The organism is Hyphomonas jannaschiana VP2 (genome assembly GCF_000685215.1).
Taxonomy (GTDB): Bacteria; Pseudomonadota; Alphaproteobacteria; order Caulobacterales; family Hyphomonadaceae; genus Hyphomonas; species Hyphomonas jannaschiana.
In genome coordinates this window covers 337,466-360,812 of record NZ_ARYJ01000003.1, presented here as the reverse complement: position 1 = coordinate 360,812, position 23,347 = coordinate 337,466, and the positions used below count along the sequence as shown (strand labels likewise).

At 59.6% G+C, this 23,347-nt stretch carries 22 protein-coding genes; 14 read left to right on the top strand and 8 right to left on the bottom strand.

Annotation, left to right across the window (positions count from 1 at the left end):
- Positions 1-2 precede the first annotated feature (2 nt).
- The 7 genes from HJA_RS06410 to HJA_RS06380 are packed head-to-tail and all read left to right on the top strand — an operon-like array spanning position 3 to position 4,717.
- Positions 3-773, top strand: coding sequence for a sulfite exporter TauE/SafE family protein (locus HJA_RS06410; RefSeq protein WP_035579594.1), 771 nt, complete (start codon positions 3-5; stop codon positions 771-773).
- 4 nt (positions 774-777) lie between these two features.
- Positions 778-1,797, top strand: a complete 1,020-nt coding sequence (moaA, locus tag HJA_RS06405) for a GTP 3',8-cyclase MoaA (RefSeq protein ID WP_035579592.1) — start codon at positions 778-780, stop codon at positions 1,795-1,797.
- A 2-nt stretch (positions 1,798-1,799) separates the two neighbouring features.
- Positions 1,800-2,048, top strand: coding sequence for a MoaD/ThiS family protein (locus HJA_RS06400; protein ID WP_035579590.1), 249 nt, complete (start codon positions 1,800-1,802; stop codon positions 2,046-2,048).
- 2 nt (positions 2,049-2,050) lie between these two features.
- On the top strand, positions 2,051-2,512 hold the full coding sequence (locus tag HJA_RS06395) for a molybdenum cofactor biosynthesis protein MoaE (protein ID WP_035579588.1): 462 nt from the start codon (positions 2,051-2,053) through the stop codon (positions 2,510-2,512).
- Positions 2,513-2,517: 5 nt separating this feature from the next.
- Positions 2,518-3,054: a molybdenum cofactor biosynthesis protein B gene (moaB, locus tag HJA_RS06390; RefSeq protein ID WP_035579585.1), complete on the top strand. Its 537-nt coding sequence runs from the start codon at positions 2,518-2,520 to the stop codon at positions 3,052-3,054.
- Positions 3,051-3,530 (top strand): cyclic pyranopterin monophosphate synthase MoaC, encoded by a 480-nt coding sequence (gene moaC, locus HJA_RS06385; RefSeq protein WP_035579582.1) that lies wholly within the window; start codon positions 3,051-3,053, stop codon positions 3,528-3,530. Before moaB ends, moaC begins: the two co-directional genes overlap by 4 nt.
- Complete coding sequence (locus HJA_RS06380; RefSeq protein WP_035579579.1) at positions 3,527-4,717, top strand: molybdopterin molybdotransferase MoeA; 1,191 nt, start codon at positions 3,527-3,529, stop codon at positions 4,715-4,717. The genes moaC and HJA_RS06380 overlap by 4 nt, the downstream gene beginning before the upstream one ends.
- A gap of 110 nt (positions 4,718-4,827) precedes the next feature.
- On the opposite strand, the gene HJA_RS06375 is transcribed toward HJA_RS06380, so the two are convergent.
- From HJA_RS06375 to HJA_RS06365, 3 genes are all read right to left on the bottom strand, one after another.
- A complete protein-coding gene (locus HJA_RS06375) occupies positions 4,828-5,427 on the bottom strand; it encodes a hypothetical protein (RefSeq protein WP_035579576.1) in 600 nt (199 codons plus the stop codon).
- A gap of 140 nt (positions 5,428-5,567) precedes the next feature.
- Complete coding sequence (gene ygiD, locus HJA_RS06370) at positions 5,568-6,344, bottom strand: 4,5-DOPA-extradiol-dioxygenase (protein ID WP_035579573.1); 777 nt, start codon at positions 6,342-6,344, stop codon at positions 5,568-5,570.
- 169 nt (positions 6,345-6,513) lie between these two features.
- Positions 6,514-7,419 carry a LysR family transcriptional regulator gene (locus tag HJA_RS06365; protein ID WP_081814570.1) on the bottom strand — a complete coding sequence of 302 codons (906 nt, stop codon included), beginning with the start codon at positions 7,417-7,419 and terminating at the stop codon, positions 6,514-6,516.
- A gap of 100 nt (positions 7,420-7,519) precedes the next feature.
- Between HJA_RS06365 and HJA_RS06360 the strand changes: the two genes are divergently transcribed.
- The gene (locus tag HJA_RS06360) at positions 7,520-8,065 is read left to right on the top strand and encodes an NADPH-dependent FMN reductase (protein WP_035579569.1); all 546 of its coding nucleotides are present in this window, start codon (positions 7,520-7,522) and stop codon (positions 8,063-8,065) included.
- Between the two features lie 107 nt (positions 8,066-8,172).
- On the opposite strand, the gene HJA_RS06355 is transcribed toward HJA_RS06360, so the two are convergent.
- From HJA_RS06355 to HJA_RS06345, 3 genes are read right to left on the bottom strand one after another with little or no spacing between them, the layout of a single operon-like run.
- The gene (locus HJA_RS06355; RefSeq protein ID WP_035579565.1) at positions 8,173-9,357 is read right to left on the bottom strand and encodes an MFS transporter; all 1,185 of its coding nucleotides are present in this window, start codon (positions 9,355-9,357) and stop codon (positions 8,173-8,175) included.
- On the bottom strand, positions 9,357-10,988 hold the full coding sequence (betA, locus tag HJA_RS06350) for a choline dehydrogenase (protein WP_051597434.1): 1,632 nt from the start codon (positions 10,986-10,988) through the stop codon (positions 9,357-9,359). The genes HJA_RS06355 and betA overlap by 1 nt, the downstream gene beginning before the upstream one ends.
- Positions 10,989-10,990: 2 nt before the next feature.
- Positions 10,991-11,824 carry a phytanoyl-CoA dioxygenase family protein gene (locus HJA_RS06345; RefSeq protein WP_035579561.1) on the bottom strand — a complete coding sequence of 278 codons (834 nt, stop codon included), beginning with the start codon at positions 11,822-11,824 and terminating at the stop codon, positions 10,991-10,993.
- Between the two features lie 189 nt (positions 11,825-12,013).
- Here HJA_RS06345 and betI (HJA_RS06340) point away from each other — a divergent pair, with 189 nt between their 5' ends.
- Together betI (HJA_RS06340) and betI (HJA_RS06335) are read left to right on the top strand one after the other, a co-directional pair.
- Positions 12,014-12,619 carry a transcriptional regulator BetI gene (gene betI / locus HJA_RS06340; RefSeq protein ID WP_051597433.1) on the top strand — a complete coding sequence of 202 codons (606 nt, stop codon included), beginning with the start codon at positions 12,014-12,016 and terminating at the stop codon, positions 12,617-12,619.
- Between the two features lie 5 nt (positions 12,620-12,624).
- Positions 12,625-13,203 carry a transcriptional regulator BetI gene (betI, locus tag HJA_RS06335; RefSeq protein WP_035579558.1) on the top strand — a complete coding sequence of 193 codons (579 nt, stop codon included), beginning with the start codon at positions 12,625-12,627 and terminating at the stop codon, positions 13,201-13,203.
- A gap of 12 nt (positions 13,204-13,215) precedes the next feature.
- Here betI (HJA_RS06335) and HJA_RS06330 read toward each other — a convergent pair whose 3' ends face one another.
- The gene (locus HJA_RS06330; protein WP_035579556.1) at positions 13,216-14,127 is read right to left on the bottom strand and encodes an NAD(P)-dependent oxidoreductase; all 912 of its coding nucleotides are present in this window, start codon (positions 14,125-14,127) and stop codon (positions 13,216-13,218) included.
- Between the two features lie 168 nt (positions 14,128-14,295).
- Between HJA_RS06330 and betB the strand changes: the two genes are divergently transcribed.
- A complete protein-coding gene (betB, locus tag HJA_RS06325) occupies positions 14,296-15,753 on the top strand; it encodes a betaine-aldehyde dehydrogenase (protein ID WP_206741686.1) in 1,458 nt (485 codons plus the stop codon).
- 47 nt (positions 15,754-15,800) lie between these two features.
- A complete protein-coding gene (locus HJA_RS06320) occupies positions 15,801-18,131 on the top strand; it encodes a TonB-dependent receptor (RefSeq protein ID WP_035579552.1) in 2,331 nt (776 codons plus the stop codon).
- A 149-nt stretch (positions 18,132-18,280) separates the two neighbouring features.
- Here the strand turns inward: HJA_RS06320 and HJA_RS06315 are convergent, their stop codons facing one another.
- Positions 18,281-19,267, bottom strand: coding sequence for an AraC-like ligand-binding domain-containing protein (locus tag HJA_RS06315; RefSeq protein ID WP_035579550.1), 987 nt, complete (start codon positions 19,265-19,267; stop codon positions 18,281-18,283).
- Between the two features lie 178 nt (positions 19,268-19,445).
- Here HJA_RS06315 and HJA_RS06310 point away from each other — a divergent pair, with 178 nt between their 5' ends.
- Positions 19,446-21,077, top strand: a complete 1,632-nt coding sequence (locus HJA_RS06310; RefSeq protein WP_162177035.1) for an AMP-binding protein — start codon at positions 19,446-19,448, stop codon at positions 21,075-21,077.
- 26 nt (positions 21,078-21,103) lie between these two features.
- Positions 21,104-23,332 (top strand): TonB-dependent receptor, encoded by a 2,229-nt coding sequence (locus HJA_RS06305; RefSeq protein WP_035579548.1) that lies wholly within the window; start codon positions 21,104-21,106, stop codon positions 23,330-23,332.
- The last annotated feature ends 15 nt before the right edge of the window (positions 23,333-23,347 follow it).

The following is a 23,347-nucleotide window of genomic DNA, read 5'->3' as shown; positions in this document are numbered from 1 at the left end:
GAATGCACGCCTTGGTCTATATCCTCCCTCTCCTCTTCTTTGTAACAGCAGCCCTCTATGCCAGCGTCGGCTTCGGTGGCGGCTCGACATATAATGCCGTTCTGATCCTGTCTGGTGCGGACTTCCGGATTGTCCCGATCATTGCACTTGCCTGTAACATCCTCGTCGTGACCGGAAATACAATCCGGTACGCGATGACAGGTAATCTCGACTGGCGGGCGCTCCTGCCGGCGCTCGCCTTGTCGGTCCCACTTGCCTGGCTTGGCGGGCGTGTGCCGGTCAGTGAATTTGTGTTCTCCGCCCTGCTCGGAGTCACACTCCTCCTGACGGGACTGTCCATGCTGTTCCAGCGCCGCTGGAAACGCCCGGCGGATACGCCTGTCACTTCCCGCGCCCTCGTTCTGATGCCAGTGGGCGCGGCAACAGGCTTCCTGGCCGGACTCGTCGGGATCGGCGGCGGCATCTTTCTCGCCCCCGTCCTTTACTGGATCCGGTGGAGCCATGAGAAAGCCATCGCAGCTGCCTGCAGCCTGTTTATCCTGCTGAACTCCATGTCCGGGCTCGCCGGACAGGCCGCCAAGCTCAGCAGCGTCGGAACGCTGCAAATGGCCAAGCCTTACCTGCCGCTTCTTCCCGCAGTCCTGATCGGCGGCTGGCTCGGCAACCGCTTTGGTGTTCTGAAAATGCAGCCGGATCACCTTCGTCAGGGAACGGCCGTTCTTATTCTGATCGTGGCCGTCCGGCTGCTTTACAAAGTGTGGAGGACGACCTAGCCCGATGACCTCGACCTCCCCTCCCCCACTGCTCGACAAGTTTGGCCGTCAGGTCACCTATCTCCGGCTATCGGTCACAGACCGGTGCGACCTGCGCTGCAAATACTGCATGGCCGAAGCCATGACTTTTCTCCCGAAGAAAGAGCTTCTGACACTTGAAGAACTGGAATTCGTGACACAGGCTTTCATCCGGCGCGGGGTCCGGAAGGTCCGGATTACAGGCGGCGAACCGCTTGTCAGAAAAGGCATCATGAGCCTGTTCAGCCAGCTCGGCGCTCAACTGGGCCAAGGTCTCGAAGAACTCACCCTGACGACCAATGCCACACACCTTTCACAATATGCAGACGGTCTCGCCAGGGCCGGCGTGCGCAAGGTGAATGTCTCACTCGATACGCTGGATCCGGCGCGGTTTGTCGACATTACACGCCGGGACCAACTGGATCAGGTTCTGGAGGGCATCGCTGCGGCCAAAGCGGCAGGCTTGAAAGTGAAGATCAATACGGTCGCGCTCAAACACCAGAACATGGATGAAATCCCGGACATCATCGCCTGGGCCCATGGCGAAGGACACGACATCTCCCTGATCGAAGTCATGCCGCTTGGAGACACCGGAGAAGACCGGTTCGACCAGTATGTTCCGCTCGACATGATCCAGCAGCAGCTTGAGCAGCGCTGGACCCTGGCGCAGGAAACGGAGCGGGATCCGCTGGCAGGCCCGTCGCGCTATTTCCGCATCCGGGAAACCGGCGGCCGGGTCGGATTTATCACACCCCTGACGAACAATTTCTGCGCCGGATGCAACCGGGTCCGCGTCACTTGCACCGGGCGGATTTACATGTGCCTCGGCCAGAACGACCATATCGACCTTCGCGCACCGCTCCGGGAATCCAGCGATCCGGCAAAGGCGCTGGATGAAGCACTCGACGCAGCGCTCTTCGCAAAGCCGGAGAAGCATGACTTCTCGATCCACTCCCCCGGCCAGGCACCAACCCTGCCGCGGCACATGTCCGTGACGGGAGGTTAGCGATGGCGCGCATCCTCTATTTCGGAAAACTGTCCAGCATTTTTGGCGAAATGTCCGAGACGGCAGACCTCCCTGCTTCAATCTCGGACACGGCAGCGCTCCGCACCTGGATCGACCAGACCCGGGGCTTTGACGGCGTACTCCTGCATCCGAGCGTCCGGATCGCGGTGAACAATGAAATTGTCCCGGACCCGTCGCCGGTTTCAGACACGGACGAAATTGCATTCATGCCGCCGGTTGGGGGTGGGTGATCATGATCCGCGTGATTGACCAGCCCTTTCGGATTTCCGATGCCATTGCCGAGTTTGAAGCACAGGCAGCGGGCGCCGGTGCCATCGTGACATTCTCCGGCCTCGTTCGCCCCCGGGCAAAAGGAGAAGAGGTCAGCACCCTCCACCTGCAAGCCTATTCTCCCATGACAGAGAACGGCATCCGGGACGCCGTAAATCGGGCAAAAGAACAATGGCCGCTGACGGCCGTTCAGGTCACCCACCGGATTGGCAACATGTCTCCGGGCGAGGCGATTGTTTTTGTGGCCGCCGCCTCCGTCCATCGCCGCGCCGCGTTCGAGGCAGCTGATTTCCTGATGGACTACCTCAAGACCGAAGCAGTGTTCTGGAAGAAGGAAGTCACGCCATCAGGCGTCCACTGGATTGAACCGCGAACAGAAGACTACCACGACCGCGAAAGATGGAATGAAGCAAAAGGAAGCTGAGCCCAATGCATGGCATCAATGAAAGCCTCGAATTCAAGCCGGTGCGGATTGCTGTCCTCGTCGTCAGCGACACCCGCACGCTCGACACTGATACATCGGGCGCAACCCTCGTCCAGCGGCTGGAGAGCACGGGGCACATTCTCGCAGACCGTAAAATCCTGCCGGACGACAAAGCCGCGATCCGGGCACAGGTCTCTGCCTGGATCGCCGATCCGGAAATCGATGTCGTGATCTCCAGCGGCGGCACCGGACTGACTGGCCGCGATGTGACACCGGAAGCCATCACGCCGCTGTTCGACAAGACGATCGAGGGCTTCTCCGTCATCTTCCATCAGGTCAGTTTCCAGAGCGTCGGCCTGTCGACGCTCCAGTCCCGCGCGGTGGCCGGTCTCGCTTCAGGCACCTTTATCTTCTGCCTGCCGGGCTCCACCGGTGCCGTGAAAGATGGCTGGGACAAGGTCATTTCCTTCCAGCTCGACAGCCGCCACAAGCCCTGCAATCTGGTGGAGCTGATGCCGCGCCTCATGGAGCATGAAGCATGAGCGAGCTCACCCATATCGGGCCGGACGGTCATGCCCGGATGGTCGACATCGGGGCCAAGCTGGCAGCCGAGCGGGTGGCCGTTGCTCGCGGCCAGATCAGTATGTCCGCCGAAACCCGGGCGCTGGCCCTCAACCGGGAGACAAAGAAAGGCGACCCGATCGCCATCGCCGAGCTCGCCGGCATCATGGCCGCCAAGAAGACGGCAGACCTGATCCCGCTTTGCCATCCGCTGCCGCTGACCAATGTTGAAGTCAGGATCACCCCTGCAGAGCCTGACGCGCTGGAGGCCACAGCAACCGTTCGCACGACCGGGAAAACAGGCGTGGAGATGGAAGCCCTCACTGCGGTCTCGGCGGCCTGCCTTACACTCTACGATATGTTGAAGGCCGTGGACAAGGCGATGGTCATTTCCGGCATCGAACTCCTCAGCAAGACCGGCGGGAAATCCGGCGACTATCACAAGGAAACCCCGTGAGCGGACTCATCAGTGTTGACGACGCCCGCCGCGCGCTGGCCCCGCATGCCCTGGATGCAGGTGAGGAGACGATCGGCATAAACGATGCACTTGGCCGGATCCTGGCGCGCGATGTGCTGGCCGGAACGACCGCTCCGCCGGCGGATGTGTCTGCGATGGACGGCTACGCCGTCCGTCTGGCAGATACGAAAGATACCGGCAGCCAGCTGCGCGTGACCGGAGAAGTTCCGGCAGGTACATTGCCGACCCATGCGATTGGTCCCGGCGAAGCCATGCGCATCTTCACCGGCGCGTCCTTGCCGGACGGCGCCGACCACATCCTGATCCAGGAAGAAGCCGAGCGGTCGGGGAACCATATCCGGGTGACTGTTCCGCAATCGGCACACCAGCATATCCGCAAGGCAGGGCGGGATTTCTCGGCAGGCGATGTGCTCGTCCCGGCGGGCATCTGCCTGACACCGGCGGACCTTGGCCTGACCGCTGCGGGCAACAATGCGACTGTCACCGTGCGCCGCCGACCCCTTGTCGCCATTCTCCCAGGCGGGGATGAATTGCTGCCCCCTGGCAGCGCGCTTTCGCCGGGCAAGATCATCGACTCCAATTCCGCCGCGCTCGCCGCGCTTGTGCGCAGCTGGGGCGGAGAGGCGCTCACGCCCGGCATTGCGGGGGATTCCGTCGCCGCCATCCGGGCAATGATCGATGCCGTAAATGAGGCAGACCTGATCCTTCCGGTGGGCGGCGCCTCCGTTGGCGACTATGACTATATGAAAGCCGCCTTTACGGAAGCTGGTGCGGACATCCTCTTCTCCGGCATTGCCGTGCGCCCCGGAAAGCCGACCTGGTTTGCGCGGCTGGGCCAGCAGCGTGTGCTGGGCCTCCCCGGCAATCCGGCCTCCGCCTTTGTTTGCGCACAACTCTTCCTCCGGCCCCTGATGATGAGCACTACGGGTCCGGCAACTGTCTTCAAAGCGGCGCTCGAAACCGGTCTGTCCAAGGCGGGGTTCCGGGAAACCTATCTGCGCGCCGTCTCCCGGCAGCAGGATGGACAGACGATTGTCGCGCCGCTCGCCGATCAGGACAGTTCATTGTTGCGTCCGCTGCAGACGGCCAATTGTCTGATCCGGCGCATGCCGAACGCCCCGGCATGTGCGGCGGGTGACACAGTGGAATGTGTCAAACTGGATTGAAGCCTCCTTTGAGCTGCCATCCCGGAATTAGCGCCGCAGATCTCCGGGACCCAGCACATCCGCCCGGACACGCTCCCGCGCTCCGGCAAGGTTCCTGATTGTGGCGAGGTTCAACTCGTGTTGAAGCTGGGCCAGTCTTTCAGGGCTTCGATCAGCTGCACGGTCAGCCCGCCTGAGACAATCCCCAAGGCGGTGGGCATGGTGTGGGTTTTCGGGATCGGCGCGATGAAGGGCCGGGCTTCACCGTTAGCCTTCCAGCGCTGGATCGTGCGGGCGAGGCATCTCGCGCGGCGCTGGCGGTATCTCAGCGTGTCGAGCATCGCTTCCCAGCGCGCGATCAGCGGCGCAGCGGGCACGGGGGCACGTGTCGGCACAATGATCGGGCCATGCAGGAAGTCCGGCGCTTCGGTGGCGGGCACGGGCAGGACGGAGAAGAACGCCTTGCGCGGCTTCGGGTCGCCTTCTGTCTTTTCAAAATAATTGCTCACCGGGCGCGGCGTAAGCGGCGCCAGCTCCACCTGCAGCGCCATGAGAAATATCAGACGTCGGAGCAGAATTCCCAACCGTTTCAGTTCCGCCGACACACGGCGCTTCACTGTCTTCGAAATCATCTCCGGCTGCCTGAACAGACCCGCATTCACGCCGGTCTCTGCGACGGCGCGGGCGATCGTGCGAAAGGCATGAGGGAGGAAATCGGTGAGGTCTGTCATGGCGGGGAGACTGCCATGGGCGCTTATCAGGTTGGATAGCCATACAGGATCTGGCCAGGACCAGCCCGCAGCTATTGAAGCAGCGTGGTGGACAAACTCGGCACAATCCGCACCGAGTCATCCGGATAAGCAAACCCGGTTCAGGACGGCGTCATGCCGACGGCAAAACACGTCATGGACAGTGATCCGAGTGTGTATGTCTGCAGGAACGCGCCGGCCGTGCCTTCGCCTTCGGCAGCAATGCCAGCGATGTAAGCCAGCGGCAGGAAATGGTCCGGTGTCGGCACAGCGCGGGAGAAACCTGGATGGCTTGCCACCTGTCCAAGCCCGTCCGGGTCTGCTGCCATCTGGTCGATCACGGCCTGATCGAACGACACAGCCCAAGCTTCCCCGGACTCCGGCTTGGCCGGTTGCAAAAGACGGAGATTGTGAACCACATTGCCGCTGCCGAGGATGAGGACGCCCTCCTCGCGCAGAGGCGCCAGCGCGCGACCTAGCCGGATATGATATTCCAATGGCTGCATAGAGTTGATCGACAACTGAACAACCGGGATGTCCGCATCCGGGAACATATGGGCAAGCACGCTCCAGGTGCCGTGGTCCAGCCCCCACTGATCCCGGTCAAGGCCGGTCCAGTCCGGCTTGATCAGTTCAGCGACACGGCTGGCGAGCTGAGGTGCGCCCGCCGCAGGATATTGGTAGTCGAACAGGGCCTGCGGGAAGCCGTAGAAATCATGAATGGTCCGGGGAACGGGCATCGCCGTGACGGCCGTACTGCCGATAAACCAGTGCGCTGACACACACAAAATGGCTTTGGGTCTTGGAATATCCCGGCCGAGAGTCTGCCAGACTTCGGTATACTGATTGGTCTCAAGTGTATTCATCGGACTGCCATGGCCAATGAACAATGCCGGCATTTTGCTCACGATCTTTCTCCGTGTTCCGGTCCGGTCTGAAGCGGCCGGCTTCGGGGAAGATGGGAGACACGCGCACAATCCACCACTCAAGAAGTCAGTTTAACGGGCATGCAAAAGCGTATATCCCGCACCTGAAGCAGACAGGCGCACAGAAACGGGGCCATACACCTTACGATGCCGGACCGGCCTGCCCCTCCGGATCGAGCCGATGCGCGTTCTCTTCAAATGCCGCGATCAATGCATCCATCGTCGCACGTATGCGCGGCGTTTGCCGCATGTCGGAATGTACGCCAAGCCAGATGTCCCGCCTGAGATCGGGCGAGGCCGGCAGGACCCGCACAAGCCGGTCATCCTGGTCGGCCAGGAATCGCGGCAACAGCGCCACCCCGCCCCCTGAGACCGCGGACCAGAACAGGACTTCGCGGCTGTTGGAACGCATCCTGATCGTGCCGGTTGGGAACTGTTTCTCGATCCAGGTCGCTTCCGGCAGATGGGATTGATCGTCCAGCACGGAAATGAGCCGCGGAGCCGACATGTCCGCGTGCTCCAGATAGTCCGGACTGGCGAAAAAGTTCAGGGCAATCGCGCCAATCTTGCGCGCGACGATCTGGTTGCCATTGAAGGGCACCACCCGGACGGCGATGTCCGCTTCCCGCCGCGCCAGGCTCAGCGCCTGAGACGCCGGTGCCAGTTCGACATTGATGTCCGGATGCTCTTTTTGCAGGGCAACCAGCGCAGGCGTGACGAAGGCCGTCGCCAGCGTATCCACCGTGGTGACACGGACATCGCCTTCCATTTTGATGTCGCCGCCGAAAATCAGCCGCTCTGCGGCAAGCGCTTCCTGCTCCATGCGCTCGGCATTGGCCAGTACGCTTTCACCAATCGGCGTCAGGACGAACCCGCCCGGCGTGCGCTGCAGAAGTTTCGCCCCGAGTGTCTCCTCCATGGCGGCCAGACGGCGGCCGACCGTGGGCTGCGTCAGTCTGAGCGCCCGCGCAGCGCCCGACAGGCTGCCCTGACGCGCGATTTCCAGAAAAGTATGAAGATCATCCCATTGCATCCAGCTGCTATACATAAACGCATAGCCACTAGGCAAACATTTCTCATTCCGGGGGCTGGGTGCCGACCATATCTCTCAGCCAGCAGACACACGTCCAAACATTCAGGAGCTCATCATGTCTTCGATAAAGAAAGTGGCCGTCATTGTTGGCAGCCTTCGCGCAGAGTCCAAAACCCGCCAGCTGGCCAAGGCGATCATCGCCGAAGCGCCGGAAAACCTCCGTTTCGAATTCGTCGAAATCGGCGACCTCGCCATGTATAATGAGGACTTGGAAACAGAGACACCTCCGGCCGCCTGGACGCGGTTCCGTAACCAGATCCGCGAAGTCGACGCCGTGCTGTTCGTGACACCGGAATACAACCGCTCAATGCCCGGCGCCCTGAAAAACGCCATCGATGTCGGATCACGCCCCTATGGACAGGCCGCCTTCGCCGGGAAGCCCGCCGCCATTGTCACCGCTTCACCCGGCGGAATTGGCGGCTTTGGCGCGAACCACCATCTGCGCCAGTCCCTCGTCTTCATGAACATGCCGGTCCTGCAGCAGCCGGAAGCCTATATCGGTGATCTGTGGAACCTGTTTGACGATGCCGGCAATGTGAAATCGGAAGACACCCGGAAATTCCTGGGGACGATCGCCAAGGCCTTCGCCGACCTGATCTGACCTGGAACAATATCCGGAAACGGCGCCGTGCGTGCCGTTTCCGGTTCTCCTGCTCAACGCCATCCGGTATGCCCGGCGTCAGACAAGGCCGGGCTGGCTGCTAAAGGTCAGCTTCGAGGCAGATGCCTGCGCCAGACCAGGTGCGCAATGATGAACAGGCTGAATGAGAGAACGGTCAGGGACAGGGTGCTGACAGATACCCGCAAGAACAGGTCATAGGCTTCGGGAAACAGGCTGACCAGTGCCGGACCAATGCCCATGCCGGCAAATGCGAGAACCGGCAACAGGGACGTCACGCGTTCCGTGGCGTCGACTTCCGAAACGATCCCCATCATCAACGGTAATCCTCCACCCCATGCGAACAGGAAAAGGCCGCTTGCCGCATAGAAGCGTGCCACGCTCATATCATCCGCAAACAGAAACACACTCAGGGCAACTGTGAGGCAGACCGTCAGCACGGGCCCGATCCGTCCAAACCGGGAAGTGATGAGCGCCGCCAGCAGAGATCCGGCGATTGCCGCAATATTCCCGACGGCCAGGGCCAGTCCAATGGGGCCATCTGAAAGTCCGGCTACCGCCCCCAGCACACCCGCGAAGACCCAAAGCACCCCCACTGCGGCTGAAAAGACGAAATAGGAGGCCGCCTTCAACAACGCGTCCGGATGGAGCATCGGCGCCTCTGTGACCGTCCGCACCTCCGGTGCGACCGTGAACGGACTTTGCCGCAACGCCAGACTCGCCGGCACGAGCAGCAGCTGAACCGCCGCCAGGAACAGACCGACAGGCAGGAGCGCAGACGCCCCGCCGAGCGCGGGAATAGCCAGCAGGACAATGACGGCAATCAAGGCCTGCAGGGTCAGGATGAAGGCAAAGCCGCGGTCTGCATTCTTCGATGCGCCGACAATGGCCGCGGACAGTGCAAGCAGGATGCCCGCGCCAACACCGGCAAGTGCTTCCATCAGAACGGCGCTGTTGAAGTCCGGCACCAGGGCCACACCCAGCTGTGTCAGACATGCCAGAAAGGCTGCGGATATGGACGTCAGCCGGAACGGCAGACGTTTCAGCCATATCGTGACACACAAGGACCCGGCCGCCGTGCCGAGCAGATTGGCAAGCCCGACCAGGCCTGAATTGATCTCCGCGGCCCCATAAGCCTCCGCAATCAGGCTCGCCAGTAGCGGCATCGCAACGACCTGCGTGACGCCGAGGCCACCGATCAGGATCGCCGCGAGCACCTCAGCCCGGGCCGGGCCGGAGTGCTGCAGCGCGCCTCTCCCGGTAGCCGCGTTCATCAGCCTGCATCCGCCGGCAGAATCTCACGCCCCAGAATATGGTCGGCAGCCTTCTCCGCCAGCATCAGGGTCGGGGCATTGATATTGCCATTGGTGATATTGGGGAACACGGAGGAATCCACCACCCGAAGGCCTTCCACACCGATCACCCGGCATTCCGGGTCAACCACGGCAGCCGGGTCATCCGGGCTGCCCATCCGGCAAGTACCGCATGGGTGGTAGGCGCTCTCAACTTCCCGCGCGACGAAGGCATCAATGTCGTCATCGCTCATGCAATCAAGGCCCGGGGTAATTTCCCCGCCATTGAAGGCTTTAAGGGCTGGCTGAGAGAAGATCTCCCGCGTCAGGCGGACGCTGGCGCGGAAGGCTTTCCAGTCAGCATCACTGGACATGTAATTGAACTGGATGGACGGGGCGGCCAGCGGGTCTGCTGACGCCAGCCGGACAGCCCCTCTCGCCGCCGTGCGCCCCGGTCCGATATGGGCCTGGAACCCATGAGCCTGCACAGGCTGGCTGCCATCATAGCGGATCGCTGCAGGCAGGAAATGATACTGTGCGTCGGGATAATCCGCCTTGTCGTCCAGCCGGACAAAACCAGCCGTCTCGAAATGGTTGCTAGCCCCGATGCCGGTTTTTGTCAGCAACCATTGCAGGCTAGCGAGGCCTTTGCTGACCGGGTTCATGTAGCGGCGCAGCGTGATGGGCCGGGTGCAACGGGACTGGAGATAGATTTCCAGATGATCCTGCAAGTTCTGGCCCACACCGGAACGCTCGCAGACCATGTCGATGCCATGCGCATTGAGTTCGTCCTGCGGGCCGATGCCTGAGAGCATGAGTAGTTTTGCCGAATTAAATACCGACGCGCTGAGGACGACTTCCTTGCGTGCGAGGAGCACACGGCGCTCTCCCTTGCAGACCAGTTCGACGCCGATTGCCTTGTTGCCCTTCCAGAGGACCCGGCAGGCGAGCCCGTGGTAGAGTTTAAGATTCTCCCGATTCCGGGCAGGCTTCAGATAGGCATTTGCGGCGGACCAGCGCCGGCCTCTCCAGATGGTCTGATCCATCGGACCAAAGCCGTCCTGATGCAGACCATTACAGTCCGCGGTCCTGTTGAAGCCAGCTTCCTGAGCCGCATTCATGAAGGCCTGGTCAAGCGGGTGTTGCTGTTTCGGGACCGTGATGTGCAGAGGGCCTTCGGTGCCGCGAATGGCCGGATCGGCGCCCTCGACGTTTTCGAGCCGCCGGAAATACGGGGCGACATGTTTCCCGCTCCACCCCGCCGCGCCCTGAGCCTCCCAGGCATCGAAGTCCTTGGAATTTCCGCGGATATAGACCAGCCCGTTGATCGAGGATGAACCGCCCAGAACTTTCCCGCGCGGTGCCGCCAGTCTTCGTCCGCCGATATGCGGTTCCGGCTGGCTGCGATACCCCCAGTCGTACCGCTTCATGTTCATGGGATACGACAATGCAGCCGGCATCTGAATGAACGGCCCCATGTCAGAGCCGCCATATTCCAGCAAGGCCACATCGTGATTGCCGCAAGCCGACAGGCGGTTCGCCAGAACACAGCCTGCCGAGCCAGCCCCGACGATCACATAGTCCGCCGTTCCGATTTCGGGAGATCCGGCCATTCCTACTGGTCCAGGATCGCTCTTGGGCTGCCGACTTCATACATGTTTATGACGCCGCCACCCCGGCTGGTGCCGTCATAGATGTCGTAGCCAAGCAGGCTTTGCGCACGTTCCGGCAACTGACGGATTCTTTCCAGAGGAACACCCAGAAAGCTGTTCTCGACCGGTACCAGCCAGCCATGGCAATAAGAGACGGACAGCCCGCGCCGTGGCACGCCACTGACATTCTTCCCGCCGCCATGGAGGGTCTGACCGGTAAAGATCGCCACCGAGCCCGGCGACATTACCGCCTGTGTGATTTCCTCCGGCTGGGGCTCGCGGTCAATGTCCCATTTATGGCTGCCAGGCACGACCACCGTCGCACCGTTTTCCGCCGTGTAATCGCTGAGTGCGATCATCACATTGATTACGAGCGGCGCGGCGCTTTGAGCCGCTCGTGGCCAGGAATCGTCATCCCGGTGAATCGGCTGGGCCGTCTCTCCACCACGGATCTCGATCAGCTCGGCTGCGCTGAGACGATAATCCGTGCAGTTCGGTTTAAGCTGCTGGTCCATGACCTCCAGAATCCGCACATCCGTGAGCACGGGCGCGAAACTGTCGGCTTTGGCCGCAATACCATGAAGACGTACGGTGTAGCCGCCGAGGAAGTCGTCATACATATTGTTCTGAACACGCGGACGGCTGGCCGCAACAAAGGGTTCAAGCTGCTCGTTGAGCGCTTTGATCAGGTCCCCGGAGAAAAAGTCTTTCACGATGACGACGCCATCTTCTTCGAGCGCCTGGTTGATTTCGGCACCAGTTGACGAGCCTGACAGCTGCTTCACGGTCGCACCCATTTGTTTCCCTCCCGGCATTTTCCATTACGAGAACGCACAATCGCAAAATCACCACAAAATGTAAATGGTCAAGCAATTACATTTATGCTTAGCTGTATGTTCCAGCGGCCTCACAGCACAGACTTCCCTTTGGCGGTACGAAAACCTGTGCAAGAGACGATGCACACTACCTTAAGCCAGACAGGGGTCATGACGACACTGCCACGCCAACGCCGCCACCGGAATGAAAGCCAGAGCCATCTGGTCGATGCGACCATTTCGGTGATCTACAAGTACGGGTTCCACGAGGCCACCGCCCAGCGGATTGCCGAGGAAGCCGGACTGTCCGCCGGCAACATCCACTATCACTTCGGATCGAAGGAAGAGTTGTTTGCCGCCGTCATGCGGCAACTGATGTCGGACATCAGCGACACACTCGTTCGCGAACTCGGAAAGGTCGACACACCGCTGGCGCGCGCCCGTGCAATCCTCCATGCCAACCTGTCCGAACCGCTCTACACCCAGCGCAACTGCTTCGTCTGGCTGCAGTTCTGGTCGGAGACAGCCCGGTCGGAAGAACTGGCCCGGCTCGAGCGGATCAACGCCCAGCGTTTTCATCGCAACCTTCTCGACGCCCTGAGCAAACTGCTCGTGCGGGAAGATGCGGAAAAGATCGTGCAGGAACTCGTCGCCATGGTCGACGGGCTCTGGATTCGCAAGGCGCAGGACAATGATGCGGTCACACCTGAAGCCGCCCAGGCCATCGTCTTCGGTTATCTGGAGCGGCGCCTTGGCTTTGCTGCGGCTAAAGGCTGAACGCCATGGGACGAGCCGAGAAAAAACTGCTGCGCAAGCAAAGCCTGATCGAAGCGACGATCATTTGCGTGAACAAGTATGGGTACGCCGAATCCACCATTCAGAGGATCGCGGCCGTTGCTGGTCTGACAGGCGGAACCATTTACCGGCATTTCGACAACAAGCACGACCTGTTCGAAGCCACGATGCGGCACCTGTTAAAACTCGTCCTGACCGAGGAGCAGCGCGCCGTCGCCGTGGCGCAAACGGACACAGACCGTCTGAAGGGCGTCATTTCATCAAAGTTTGCACCAGCTCTCTTCAACTCGGAATTCTGCACGGTCTGGCTGCATTTCTGGGCGCATGCCCAGTCAAATCCGGGCTTCTCCCGGATCGAACGCCTCAGCGACCGTCTGCTGCGGCGCAGCCTGAACCGCTATGCGAAAAGGTTTATGCCGCCGGAAGACGCCGAGGCGTTTGTATCGGAAATCTCACTGATCGTGGACGGGCTCTGGATCGCCCACGCCCAGCGTGGTTCGGAGCTGACCTCCCAAATGGCAGATGAAATTGCCCAGGGTTGCCTGCGATCTCATCTCCAGCCGTAGCGTTGGGAGGCCTCACGCCTCCCAGTGCAGCGGCCAGTCACCCTCCAGGCGCAGGTCTTCTCCCACCGCGTCCTCGATCAGCTTGGCAACATGAAGCTCACCAACGTCGCCGCCATAGGCTTCGGCAGCATCCGCGAAACGTTCGCGTACGCGCGAACCGATCGGGATCGGAACATTTCCGCGCTCCGCCAGCGCAGCGCACAAACGCAGATCCTTCAGGCAGAGATCCAGCGTGAAGGATGGATCATAGTGGCCGGCAAAGATCGACGGGGCGTCATGCCTGGCGACAAAGCTGTCACCGACACTGTCCTTGATTGCATCCCAGAGGACATCCAGCGGAACGCCTGCACGCTTGCCCAGCATCAAGCCTTCCCCGATCACGGCCGCATGCGTGAACCAGAGATAATTGGTCACTAGTTTCACGGCATTCCCGGTGCCGAGCTTGCCACACCGTATCACGCGGCCCATCCGCGCAAGGATGGGTTCGCTGACATCCAGCGCTGCCTCATCTCCGCCTGCAAACAGGGTCAGCTCGCCCCGGCGCGCGCCATCGACGGCCCCGGTCACCGGCGAATCGACCGTCTTCACCCCCATCGCGGCCGCCTGCTCAGCCAGCTCGATGACAAGCCCCGCATCATTGGTGGTCGTATCGACCCAGATCGTGCCTTCACCGAGTCCTTCGAAAACGCCATTCTCGCCGCGCATGACGCGGTCGACCACATCCGGCTTGGGCAGTGAGGTAATGAGGATGTCAACATCTCGGGCACACTCCGCCGGAGTTTCAGCCCATCTGGCCCCGCCATCAATGTGCTGGGCTGCGCGGGCCTTGTCGATGTCGTGCACTTTCAGGTCCAGACCTGAGCGCAACAGCACCATGGCCATGTTTGCACCCATATTTCCGAGACCGATAAATCCGATACGCATGATTCCCCTTTCCTGAACGTGCGGCTGAAAACCCTCGCCAGACGCCGAATTGACGCCCCTGAGGGCAGGTTGACCGTACGCAATTGACAAAATGTAATTGAACGTGCAGTTATTTTTTGTATCGGTAGTCGACCAGACGAATATCCGCAAGGGAAAAGGAAGCGCGACGTGAGCTACGCCATAGACTTGTTCATCGACGGCAAACGTGTGGCCGGTGAAGGCGAGACGGAGTTCGTATGCCGTAATCCGGCAACAGGCGCCGAGATCGGCAAATTCCGTGAAGCCAGCCCGGCGCAGATCGAGGAATCGATCGCATCCGCCACAAGGGCCCAGAAAGTGTGGGCCGCCATGCCCGCCGAGGAACGCGGACGCATCCTTCGCAAGGCCGCGCAGCTGCTGCGCGCACGCAATGACGAATTGGCACGCATAGAAGTTGAGGATACGGGCAAGCCAATCGGCGAAGCGCTGGCGGTCGACATTCAGACCGGCGCCGACGCGATTGAGCATTATGCCAATCTGGCCGGCAGTCTGGCCGGGGAATACCAGGATTTCGGCTACGGCTTCTACTACACACGCCGCGAACCGATCGGGGTATGCGCCGGGATCGGTGCATGGAACTATCCGCTACAGATCGCCTGCTGGAAGTCCGCCCCTGCCCTCGCCGCCGGCAATGCGATGATCTTCAAGCCGTCAGAGCTGACCCCGATCAATGCTGTGCACCTTGCCGAAATTTATATCGAGGCAGGCATGCCGCCCGGCGTGTTCAACGTGCTGCAGGGCGAACGCAATCCGGGCGCGGCGCTGGCCGCCCACCCGGCCGTCGAAAAGGTCTCGCTGACTGGCAGCGCGCCCACCGGGCGTAAAGTCATGGAAGCCGCCTCCCCGCGCCTCAAAGAGGTCTCCCTGGAACTCGGCGGCAAATCCCCTCTTATTATCTTCGAAGACGCCGATCCGGAACATGCCGCCCGGCTCGCCATGTACGCCAACTTCCTGACCCAGGGCGAAATCTGCGCCAACGGCACACGCGTGTTCATCCATTCCAGTATCTATGACGCCGTGCTGGATGAAATTGTGAAGCGCACCAAATCGCTGAAAGTGGGATCACCAGCCGATCCCGAAACGCAGATCGGCTCACTCATTTCCATGGACCATCTGGGTGTGGTGAACGGATTTGTCGATCGCGCCCGCGAAGCCGGCGCGAATGTCGTTTGCGGAGGGCATCGGGCAGAGGTGCCCGGTCACGAGCATGGCGCCTTCTACGCACCCACCGTCATCGCAGATTGCACGGATGATATGGAACATGTCCGTGAAGAGATTTTCGGCCCGGTTATGAGCGTCCTCAAATTCGAAACCGAGGACGAGGTCATCACACGCGCCAATCAGTCGGACTATGGCCTGGCAGGTGGCGTGGTCACGAAAGACCTGACACGCGCCCACCGCATCGCCGCCAATGTGCAGACCGGCATGTTCTGGATCAACACATATCAGGCCCAGCCGATGCAGATTCCCTTCGGCGGATACAAACAGTCCGGCATCGGCCGTGAAAACGGCTGGGATGTCCTCGACGCGTACACACAGAAAAAGAGCGTCTTCGTGCAAATGAAACCCGAAGAGCTTCCATTTTAATGCCGCCAATCGCCGATCTTTCGTGATGCGGAACAGGGAGAGAAAAAATGAAAAAAATTGACCGTTTACCCCTCGTGGTGGGGCTTGCATCCACGATTGCCTTGTCAGCAGCTGCGCCGGCCGTCGCGCAGGAAGCGGAGCAGGCAGACACGCGCAGCCGCGTCCTGCAGACGGTCGAAGTGACCGCCGAGCGCCGGGAAGCCTCCCAGCAGGATGTGCCGGTCACCGTCACATCTGTTGACGCACGCATGCTCACCGAAGGCGACTATCGTACCAGCGAAGACCTTGCCCAACAGGTCCCCGGTCTGCAGATCAAATCTTCTTTCTCCGCTTCCAACCCCACGATCTTCATCCGCGGTGTCGGCATCAATGACTTCAATCCCGCCAATAGCGGCGCAATTGGCGTCATGATTGACGACATGTTCTACAACTCTACCACGGGTCAGCTTTTTCAGTTGTTCGACCTGGACCGCGTCGAAGTTCTCAAGGGGCCGCAAGGAACCCTCTATGGCCGCAATACGACCGGGGGCGTGCTGAGCGTGCACACGAAAAAGCCTGGCTTTGAGCAAGGGGGCTACATCAACGCAACGGCCGGCCGGTTCAATCAGCTGGACCTCGAAGGGGCTGTGACCCTGCCCGTAAGCGACAAGCTGGCTTTCCGTATCTCAGGCGTTTCCAATTCGCGAGACGGAACACGCGATATATCTTTCCCGGATGGCACCAGCGCAAAAAAGAACGATGTCGACTTCCAGGCCGGCCGTCTTCAGATGCTGCTGGAACCGACCTCCGATCTCAGCATTCTCGGGAAACTTGAGTACGGCAAAAGCAGTGCCACATCGCGCTCTTATGAAAGCCAGGGTCTCATCAATTTCGCAACAGGTGAGTATGGCCTGACCGATTATAACGGCGTATGCGGCGGTCGTGGCGCAGCGGTCTGCGCAGATGCCTTCGGCTATACCGACGATGCGGATCCCTATTCCGGTGCAGAAAACCTGAAAGACACGCCTGAAGAGGTCGAAGCCTTTACCGCAAGCCTGCAAGTGGAGTGGGACCTTGGAAACTGGGCACTAACATCGGTTACGGGTTATCTCGACACCGATCGCGAAGCGATCCTCGAAGTCGATGCGTCGCCGAACCGCCTTGTCGAAGAATACATCAAAGACGGCTCGGAGCAGTTCAGCCAGGAACTTCGTCTGGCCTCGGAATGGGACGGGCCCATGAGCTTGATCCTCGGGGCGTTTTACCTGCAGGACGAGCTGAATGGACAGGATTCTTTTGAAATCCTCGCTGACGCCAATCCGACGCCGGATGCCCCCTATTTCGATGCCGCGAATTTCATTCTTCGAACGGATCGCTTCTACACGCAGAAGACAGACACGTTCGCACTCTTTGCCCAGTCCGATTACGAACTGACCGACCGCCTGACGGCAACGCTGGGCGCCCGCTTCACCTGGGAAGAGCGCACGCTGGACCACGTTGCGTATGCCGGGCCGGTCAATGCCGTTCCCCTGGACGGTGACATGCCGGTCTATGCGACCCTGCTGGACACGTCTTTTTTCGAAACAAACAAACTCAGCTTTGAGGAACCGACATTCCGCGCCGCCCTCTCCTATGACGTCAGTGATGACGTGATGCTCTTCGGGTCCGTTTCACGCGGGTTCAAGAGTGGTGGATTTAACACCGGCGCCACATCGGATCCCATCGAAGCCTCTGTTGTCGACCCCGAAAAGCTGATGGCTTACGAGGCAGGCATCAAGTCAGAATGGTTTGATCGGACCCTGCGCGCGAACGCGGCAGCCTTTTACTATGACTATTCCGACCTCCAGGTCTTCGGTCTCGCGCCGGGCGCTGTGCCGACGCAGACTCTGTTCAATGCCAAGGAAGCCGAGATCAAAGGCTTCGAATTTGACGTGACCAGCGTTCCGCTCGCCGGCCTCGAACTTGCACTCGCGGCGACCTATCTCGACGCAGAGTATACCGACTTCGTCACCCCGATCGGGCAGGAATTCTCAAGCAACACAATGGTTGCCGCGCCGGAATGGAGTCTTGTGGCCCGTGGCCGCTACGAAACCGGACCGATCTGGGGAGACCTCGGCCTCGTCGCCAGCGCGGATGCCTCTTATACCGGCGATCAGTACTTCGATACGCAGAATACCGACCGCATCGGGCAAAACGCCTATTGGATTGCCAACGCCCGTCTGGCCTTGCAGCCGGATGACGCACGCTGGGAGCTTGCGGCCTTTGTCAAGAACATGACCGATGAGGAATATCTCGTCGACGCGTTCGACGTCGCAGACTTCGGTTTCGATGAATTGGTGTATGGCGACCCCCGCACATATGGCGTGAGCCTGACCTACCGCTTTGGCGCCGAAAGATAGCCGCTCAACGCCAGCCTTTGAGGTTGCGTGGATGAACATAAGGGAGACTGCTTAGCGAGTAGCAACGCAGTCTCTTTTTTGTTTCAAGTCCAAACAGAACAATTGCTTATCCCGATCACAGTCGTACCGACACCTACCGTGGGCTGACGTTAAACCGGGTTTCCACCGAATTTATTCTGGGCCGCTCTTGTGCCGCTCGGCGTTGTGCCGAGATTCTGCCTGTACACACGGGAGAAATAAGGTGCGCTGTTAAAGCCCCAATTGAAGGCAATCTCGGTGATCGTCATGTGATTGAGTGCGGGGTCTTTCAACGATGACTGGCAAGCCAGTAGTCGCCGCTGTAAAATCCATTCGGATAAGGTGAAGTCTGACGCTTCAAATAGCTTATGAAGATACCTGGGACTGATCCGGAAAACGTCAGCGATCGTCGCGGGCGAAAGATTTGGATCGCGAAGATTATTGACGATGTAGTCCTGAACCCGGCGAAGCATGGTCTTGTGAATGGATGACTTGTATTCACCCGCCTTGTCCGGGCGGATTGCAGCGCTCACAAGGTCCAGCGTAGCCGCTTCCGTGCTGGCATGTTCGATGTCGTCGGACGTTGCCAGGACCACGCTGAGCGCCTGAAGGTGCGAAGCCAGAAGAAGACCGAGCCCAGAGCGCCCATTGATACGCTGGGCGCAAACATCTTCGATATTGGAAGAATAAAGCTTCAACTTGTTATGAGGAACAAGAACCGAAATCTGCCGCACGGCACCGGTAGAACTGAACTGCGCTGGCCGTGAAGCATCCCACACTGAAATGTCTCCAGGCTGAAGGTCAATCTCATGACCATCCTGGATCAGCCGCTGCCCCCCCGCCAACATGAGAATAACCCCGAAAAAGACGTCATTGGCACGCTGGATCTGACTGGCCGTGCGCTGTCCAGACAATCCGAATCCAACCTGAACGTCTGTAAAATCGGTATCGCCCATGCGTGCATGTCGGAACTCGGCATCGCACCCCGGGACATCCGGGCGTTTCAAGTCCCAGTTCGAATGAACCGCACAAAGGCGCTCACAAAAGTCGTTAAAACTCGCATTTTCCAGACGAATTCGGCGCGCCTGCTGAGAGGCGCTGTCCTGCAGCTCCGCCATGAATTCCTCCCGATATCCCTTTTCTTATGAGGCCCACAATAGGGCCAATTCGCCTCGACGCAAAACGCCTGGCCACTTTGTGCGCCTCAAGGACAGACAAACGGCCTTCACAGGCAAGCAGGACGCGAAAATCCCATGGCAAATGAAGAAAATAAGAAAAAATAGGGGAAACAGTGCCTTGGCCGACTATCTGATGCAGGATCTGGAATTGCGTGTACCGGAAATTCTCCGATACGCAGGCCGTAGGCATGGCGACCTGAGCCTGTTCTCACTGGATGAGGATGGCATTGCACGCTCCCAAACCTATGCGGAGACACAGGCCCGTGTCGAAAAGCTGACAGGGGCGCTGGAGGCAATGAAGCTGCCTGCGCAAAGCCGGATCGCCTCCCTGGCGTTGAATACTCGGCGACACCTGGAGCTCTACTACGGCGTGACATCCGCGGGTCATATTCTCCATACGATCAATCCCCGATTTACAACTGAGCAAATTCTCTTCTCAGTCAGCCAGGCTGAAACAGACCTCTTGTTCTTCGACCCGGCTTTCTCGGCACAGGCCGAAGCAATCATTGCCAGCCGTCCGCAGGTGCGCGACTGTATCGTTCTGGCAGAGTCAGGACATCTCCCGGCACAGAGTTCACCCGCACTGACAGACTATGAAAGCTTCATTTCTGATGCGCCCCCCAGCGATGGGCCAACCGGCTTATCTGAACGCGACGGAGCGTTTCTTTGCTACACGTCCGGGACAACCGGCGATCCCAAAGGGGTGCTCTATTCCCACCGCTCCTGCCTGATCCACGCCCTGGCAGCCAGCGCTCCGGGAAACTTCAACATTGCGCCAACCGATGTCATCCTCCCCTGCGCGTCAATGTACCATGCGACAGCCTGGGCCCTACCGATGACAGCGCCGATGAATGGTGCTCGTCTCGTCTTGCCCGGAGCAAGGCTGGATGGCGCCTCATTGCTGGACCTCTGCGAGGCCGAAGGGGTCACGCTCGCGTGGGGCGTACCAACAGTCTGGAAGTCGGTGCTCGACGCCGCGATAGCGCAGGGACGAAACCTGCCCAAGCTTGAGAGGGTATTCATGGGAGGGTCCGCCGTACCACCGGACCTCAAGCGTGCTTTCGCCGACAAGCTCGACGTGGAAGTGGTTCAGGTCTGGGGCATGACGGAAACGAGCCCGATGGGAGTGATCTCTACTCTGAGCAGTCGCGCAGCGGCGTTACCCGACGATGACCGCGCTACCCTTCTATCACAAAAGCAGGGACGCATACCGTTTGGCGTGGATCTGAAACTGCTGGACGAAGCGGACAACGAACTCCCGCAGGACGGACAGACCAGTGGCCGGCTGATGATCCGCGGCCCCTGGGTCGTAAACCAGTATTTCGGACATGAGAAACCGGTTACCACCGAGGATGGCTGGTTCGACACCGGGGATGTCGCAACGATCGATCCGCTTGGCTATATGCAAATCACTGATCGTACGAAGGACATCATCAAGTCTGGCGGAGAGTGGATCAGTTCGATCACACTGGAAAACACAGCGATTGAGCATCCGCTTGTGGACATGGCCGCTGCGATCAGTCTGGCGCATCCCAAATGGGATGAACGCCCTTTGCTCGTCTATACGACACGGCCTGGTACAGATGTCTCCGAAGTCGAAGTACTGGAGTTCCTGAAGTCACAGCTGCCGCGTTGGTGGGTGCCAGAAGCAGCCGTGGTGGTGGATGGCCTGCCACTCACAGCTACCGGAAAAGTCGACAAGAAGACTCTCCGCACCGCCTACGCAAAATTCTATCAAAACAATCAATAACAAAACTGAGAGTCTGGGAGGATTCCGTGAAAAAGACACTGACTGCATCTGCCGCGATTGTCGCTCTGATCATTGCTGCGCCATACTCGGCCGCTATCGCGCAGGATGCACCCGATCAAGCGGGTCAAGCCGACCAACAAGAGGCAGCGCCTCGCCGCCTGCCATCCGTCAGCGTCACGGCGCGCAAGACGTCTGAAGACATTCAGGACGTGCCGCTGTCTGTCTCTGCATTTGATGCCGAGGCAATCGCCGATTTCGGCTTCACGGATTCTCTTGCGATCGACGACCAGGTGCCAAACCTGGAAATCAAGACATTTGGCGGTAATCCAAACATCTTCATCCGGGGCGTGGGAAACAACGACTTCAACGCGACAACCGTCTCACCCGTGAGCATCTATTCCGACGATGTCCTGCAGGGACTGACCGGGGGGCAGATGATGCAGATGTTCGACCTGGAACGCGTGGAAGTATTACGCGGGCCTCAGGGCACCCTGTTCGGGCGTAATACAACTGGGGGGGCAATAAATTTCCACTCCCGTAAACCGGGCAACACCCAGGAGGGCTATGTCCGTATGGGAATTGGCAGCTATAACCGCACTGAGCTTGAAGCTGCTGCGACTGTCATTGCGGTCGATGGCAAGCTTGCCACACGTTTTGCGGGCAAGATGGTTTCGGACGACGGCGACCGCCGGAATTTGTACAATGGCGAGCGGGCCAATGCGACGGATCTCGCCTCGGTGCGCGCAATCACGCGCTACACCCCCAACGATGACGTCGAAGTCCTGTGGAATATCCACTATGGCAAAGACCGTTCAGACTATCAGCAAGGCAAACCGGTCGGCGTCATCAATGGCGGCAATGTGCTTGGTTATGTCGACCCGGTCCCGAATGATGCCAAGTACATCAATGTCAACCGGACGGACAATCGCCACCACGCAGACACATGGGGCACAAATCTCGCTGTTACCTGGGATTTTGGCGACTACACGCTGAAATCGGTGACGGGCTATGAGGATGTCGAAACTGACTATCTCGGCGACATCGACCAAAGCCCGCTAAGCCTGGATGAACTCCGCTTTCAACAGGATGGCGACCAGATCAGTCAGGAATTTAACCTGTCCTATGACGGAGGTGGGGACCTGACCTGGATTTCAGGCGTATACTTCCTGAAAGAAGACTTCCATTATCGCACTTCGGGTCCTCTTTTCGGCGATGTGCCGAGTGCCACACTGCCTCTGGACGCCCAATCCCAGCGTGACACGAAAACTTACGCCATCTATGGCGAGGCATCTTATCAGCTGACCGACGCCTTCTCGATCACGGGCGGTCTCCGGTACACTTCTGAAGAAAAGGATGCGACACTCGACAGCCTGCTGACATATGGTGCCTTCGGCACTCAGCCTGCTGGCCTGACAGTACCGCTCATTCCTGAAACGAACCGTTCCGACGAATGGGACGCCTGGTCTGGCCGGGTGCTGGCCAAATACGAATTCGGCGCAGACAGCATGGTTTATGGGAGCATCTCTCGCGGTTTTCGTTCGGGCGGCTATAATCTCGGGGCATTCTTCGATCCGAATGAGTTCACAAAAGTCGATCCTGAATATCTGACCTCCTACGAACTGGGCCTGAAGACAACGATACTGGATGATCGACTACGCGCGAACATGGCAGTGTTCAGATACGACTATACCGATCTGCAGGTATTTACCTTCACCCAAGGCTCCAGCACGGCCAACCCGATCGTCATCGCTCTTGAAAACGCTGCGGACGCTGAGGTTTCCGGCTTTGAGGGCGAGTTCACGGCCGTCCCAGTCGACGGCATGAACCTCTCGCTTGGAATCGGGTATCTGGATGCAAACTACGAAAACTACATGTCGCTGATCGCTGGGGATCTCAGCGGCAACCGCCTGCCCGGCGCACCGGAGTGGAACATAAATTTCGCGGGCCAGCAGGATTTCACAATTGCAGACCGCTGGGTCGTGACCCCGCGCCTTGAATACGTTTTTGTGGATCAGCGTTACTTCGACCCGAACGAACTGGAAGCCATCAGTTCAGGCGGCTCGCATGAGCTGCTCAATGCGCGCCTGTCCATCGCACCGGAAGAAGGCGGATGGGAAGTCGCACTCTGGGCCAAGAATATCGGCGACGAACAATACGTCGTCGATGCGGCTGACCTGACGGCGACCTTTGGGTTCATCCCCACCTATTACGGCCCTCGTGAAAGCTGGGGCCTTGAAGCCCGCATCGAATTCTAACGACCAAACCTGGAG

Excerpts from the sequence above, each read along its gene's own strand:
- HJA_RS06360 (WP_035579569.1), top strand. The coding sequence starts at position 7,520 with ATGTCTTCGATAAAGAAAGTGGCCGTCATTGTTGGCAGCCTTCGCGCA.
- HJA_RS06315 (WP_035579550.1), bottom strand. The coding sequence starts at position 19,267 with ATGGCGGAGCTGCAGGACAGCGCCTCTCAGCAGGCGCGCCGAATTCGT.
- HJA_RS06375 (WP_035579576.1), bottom strand. The coding sequence starts at position 5,427 with ATGACAGACCTCACCGATTTCCTCCCTCATGCCTTTCGCACGATCGCC.
- HJA_RS06320 (WP_035579552.1), top strand. The coding sequence starts at position 15,801 with ATGAAAAAAATTGACCGTTTACCCCTCGTGGTGGGGCTTGCATCCACG.
- HJA_RS06355 (WP_035579565.1), bottom strand. The coding sequence starts at position 9,357 with ATGAACGCGGCTACCGGGAGAGGCGCGCTGCAGCACTCCGGCCCGGCC.
- betI (WP_051597433.1), top strand. The coding sequence starts at position 12,014 with ATGACGACACTGCCACGCCAACGCCGCCACCGGAATGAAAGCCAGAGC.
- betI (WP_035579558.1), top strand. The coding sequence starts at position 12,625 with ATGGGACGAGCCGAGAAAAAACTGCTGCGCAAGCAAAGCCTGATCGAA.
- HJA_RS06410 (WP_035579594.1), top strand. The coding sequence starts at position 3 with ATGCACGCCTTGGTCTATATCCTCCCTCTCCTCTTCTTTGTAACAGCA.
- ygiD (WP_035579573.1), bottom strand. The coding sequence starts at position 6,344 with ATGCCGGCATTGTTCATTGGCCATGGCAGTCCGATGAATACACTTGAG.
- moaA (WP_035579592.1), top strand. The coding sequence starts at position 778 with ATGACCTCGACCTCCCCTCCCCCACTGCTCGACAAGTTTGGCCGTCAG.
- HJA_RS06345 (WP_035579561.1), bottom strand. The coding sequence starts at position 11,824 with ATGGGTGCGACCGTGAAGCAGCTGTCAGGCTCGTCAACTGGTGCCGAA.
- HJA_RS06395 (WP_035579588.1), top strand. The coding sequence starts at position 2,051 with ATGATCCGCGTGATTGACCAGCCCTTTCGGATTTCCGATGCCATTGCC.
- HJA_RS06330 (WP_035579556.1), bottom strand. The coding sequence starts at position 14,127 with ATGCGTATCGGATTTATCGGTCTCGGAAATATGGGTGCAAACATGGCC.
- HJA_RS06365 (WP_081814570.1), bottom strand. The coding sequence starts at position 7,419 with ATGTATAGCAGCTGGATGCAATGGGATGATCTTCATACTTTTCTGGAA.
- betA (WP_051597434.1), bottom strand. The coding sequence starts at position 10,988 with ATGGCCGGATCTCCCGAAATCGGAACGGCGGACTATGTGATCGTCGGG.
- moaB (WP_035579585.1), top strand. The coding sequence starts at position 2,518 with ATGCATGGCATCAATGAAAGCCTCGAATTCAAGCCGGTGCGGATTGCT.
- moaC (WP_035579582.1), top strand. The coding sequence starts at position 3,051 with ATGAGCGAGCTCACCCATATCGGGCCGGACGGTCATGCCCGGATGGTC.
- HJA_RS06400 (WP_035579590.1), top strand. The coding sequence starts at position 1,800 with ATGGCGCGCATCCTCTATTTCGGAAAACTGTCCAGCATTTTTGGCGAA.